The 3,470-nt window shown below is 44.5% G+C and carries 2 protein-coding genes; both read right to left on the bottom strand.

All coding sequences use genetic code 11. The features are described 5' to 3' along the window. Window positions 1–1,391: 1,391 nt before the first annotated feature. Entirely contained in the window at window positions 1,392–2,456 is a 1,065-nt protein-coding gene (gene ispG / locus RDQ32_RS10920) for a flavodoxin-dependent (E)-4-hydroxy-3-methylbut-2-enyl-diphosphate synthase (protein ID WP_308580510.1), read from the bottom strand. 22 nt (window positions 2,457–2,478) lie between these two features. After that, window positions 2,479–3,470, bottom strand: a 992-nt coding sequence (locus tag RDQ32_RS10915; RefSeq protein WP_308580509.1) for a M50 family metallopeptidase, incomplete at its 5' end; no start/stop codon positions are given.

The following is a 3,470-nucleotide window of genomic DNA, read 5'->3' as shown; positions in this document are numbered from 1 at the left end:
TACGGCGACCACCGAGATCTACACTCTTTCCCTACACGACGCTCTTCCGATCTTGCAGTTCTACCCGCTTTTCTTTCTCTAAATCTTCTCTCTTTTTCCGGGTGAAGGAAGATTTCTTAATCCCCTGCACATGGGCCAGCTCCATCTCCTGGTCGTAGCTGTCATACTCCATAGTTCCCTTAATGCAAATGGCATTATCCTTTTTGAGAAAGGCTCTGGCTTCCTCCAGATTCTCTTCCTCTACAAAAATCTTAGAGGCTAAAGAATCCGTATCATCCGTAAAGGAGAAGCTGAAAATGGTTTTTCCCGAGCGAGTGGCTCGTTCATCCACCTGAATAATCAGGCCTTCCACCGTTACCAAACCGCCATCCTCCGGGATATCCTTTAAAGGAATGGGAGTATCGCTAAAGTCTCTGCCATAGTACACATCACTATGGTCGGAACGCTTAAACTGGAACTTTCCTTTGTTAAAGCCTTTTTTCTCAAAGCCCTTCTTTTCAAAGGATTTTTCCCCGGAGCTTGTCTTCTGCTTGAGAGAATCTTCTATGGATTTCTTCTCTAAAGCAGTATTAGCACTATTTTTTGCTAAAACGTCATGAGTATTTCCTGCATTTTTCTCAGCCTGAAAGTCTTGGCCTTGTCCTGCAAATTTCTCTGACGAGCTGTTTCCATCAGAAAGTGCGGAACTCTCTTGGCTTAGTGAAGCTGCTTCTCCATCCTGTATTGCCCTATCTGCTGTTCCGGGATAAGCTGCACTTTCCTCTGCCCCTGGATAAATATCGGTCAATCCTTCTTCTGAATATCCAGGATTTCCGGAAGAAGAATACAGAGAAGCAATCGCCTTATCCTCTTCCTCCTCAGCCTTTTTATTTGCCGGCACAAACCGGATGGTAAAATGGATAGGAACGCCGCAACGCTCTTCAAAAATCTTTTGAATGACTCGGATACATTCCTTTTCTTCCTTTTGAAAAAGAATTTGTTCCTCTAAAATAAGAGAGAGACGATCGTCCTCTCTCCATTCCATTTCCCCCTGCTTCATCATCTGATACAGGAGAATGTTTCTTTCCTTTAATTCCTCAAAAAGAGACTTTTCATAAAACTCATAAAGTACTTTTGCCGTATATTGGCTGGATAGATGAAAGCTTTCCCGGATGCAAATGTTGATTTTCTTCCCGATAAAGAGCTGCTTATAGATAGCCTCTTCCATTTCCCGAATATCACTTCGCTCCAGTAAATGATCGCTATGCAAATAAATACTCAGCTTCGACCTGTCTTTTTTCAAGGTGATTCTGCTTATGGTGGTATTCAAAAACATTCCCCTTAAATGCTCCGATACCGTTAATTCCTGAAATACTTGAAAAAACTGCTTCATGCCTATCCTTTCTATTTATTTAATCAGGGTATTTTTCTATTTCCTCCTTGAGGGCGGAGAGCAAATCCTTCTCTTCCACCTTCCGAATCACTTCACCGCGCTTCATCAAAAGCCCTACACCCTTGCCCCCGGCAATGGCCAAATCCGCCTCCTTGGCCTCTCCCGGACCGTTTACCACACAGCCCATTACAGCAAGCTTTAAGGATTTATCCGGATAGGACTGGACCAGCTTTTCCACAGCATTAGCCAGAGAAATCAGATCAATGTCGGTTCTTCCGCAGGTAGGACAGGAAACCACATGGATACCACCCTTTTTCAGTCCCAGAGTTTCCAAGATTAGTCTTCCGCTTTTAATTTCTTCCACAGGATCTGCAGAAAGGCTCACACGAATCGTATCTCCGATTCCTTCTCCCAAAATCATGGCCAGTCCCATGGCAGATTTGATATTACCGGACCAAACCGTTCCGGACTCTGTGATGCCTACATGCAAAGGATAGGGGCAGGATTCTGCTACAATTTTATGGGCTTCCACCGCCATTAAAACATCGGAAGACTTCATGGAAAGTACCAAATTCTGATAGCCCATTTCCTCTACCAAACGCAAATTCGCCAAGGCAGACTCAGCAAGTCCCTGTGCAGTAACTCTACCATGATATTTTTCCAAAACTTCCTTTTCCAGGGAACCGGAATTTACCCCGATTCGAATGGGAATCTTTCTTTCCTTGGCGCAGTCCACCACAGCCCGAAGCCTTTCCGAAGAGCCGATGTTTCCCGGATTAATACGGATTTTATCCGCGCCGTTTTCCATGGCAAGAATCGCCATGCGGTAGTCGAAATGGATATCCGCAACGATAGGAATGGGAGAAGCCGCCTTTATCTCCTTTAAGGCAAATGCCGCTTCTTTTGTAGGTACGGTAAGCCTAATCAGTTCACAGCCGGCCTCTGCCAGTCTAAGAATTTGGGCTATACTTCCCTTGATATCCTCCGTCTTGGTATTACACATGGACTGTAAAACCACCGGATTTCCACCGCCGATTTTAAGATTTCCTACTTCTACTACCCTAGTATCTTCTCTTTTGAACATAGTATTCCTTTATACAATAAACTTATGAGCTAAAATATTTCGAATAGGCTCCGGTCAACAAATTAAACACATCATTTCCGACAATCAATACCATAAGGGCTAGTAGAAAAACCATCCCTGCGGTATTGATTCGCTCCTCCCACTTGGGATTAAGCCTCTTTCTTGCCAGCATTTCCAAAAGAATGAACAGAAGTCGTCCTCCATCAAGGGCGGGAATAGGCAAAAGATTCATTACCGCCAGATTTACGCTCAACATCATACTTAAGTTTAGTAAAACCAGTAGCATTACGAAAAATCCGTATTGGCTGGAGCTGGAAACACTTTCTCCGATAACCGCAACCGTGCCCACCGGACCCATAACTTCCTGTCTGCTTACCTTTCCCTTACTAATCAACGCCAGACTGTCAATCACCACTCTGGCATTGAAGGCCAGTTCATAAAAGCTGTACTCTATAGTCTTTAAAGGGTTTTGAAACTTCACTCGCTCAGAGGAAAGAGCCACGCCCATACGATAAAGTCCTGTAGAAGGATCCTTATAGGCAGGGAACTGAAAACTAAGCTTTTCCCCATCTCGAAGAACCGTAAGACTGACTTCTCCTTCCTGCACCTCCTCCTTATGAAGCTCCATATACATGGCAAGCTCGGAGTAGCTATGAACAGTTCTTCCTTTGGCATTTCCGATTTTAATGAAGCGAATCTCATCTCCCTCCTGTAAACCGCTTTCCATGGCAGGAGTAGATACATTGGAGGCAGCAATTTTCGGAAGCTGTACCCCAATCGTTCCGGTGAGGAAAAGGGCAATCAAAAAGCCTAAAAGGAAGTTGTTGAAAACGCCGGCAATACAGATAATAAAACGCTGCCAGACCGGCTTTCCTTCAAAGCTCTTCGTCTTTAATTCTTCTTCGCTATAAATTACTCCGTCAAAATCATAGACATTTTCTGCATTATCCTCCTGCTTAGGAGCCAGAAAATCACCGGAGCCTGCCGCATCCTCTCCCAGCATGGCACAGCTTC

Origin of the sequence: uncultured Oribacterium sp., assembly GCF_902481605.1 — a bacterium.
GTDB classification, from domain to species: Bacteria; Bacillota; Clostridia; order Lachnospirales; family Lachnospiraceae; genus Oribacterium; species Oribacterium sinus.
The sequence above is the reverse complement of the archived record's forward strand: the minus strand, read 5'-3'. Positions and strand labels throughout refer to the sequence as shown.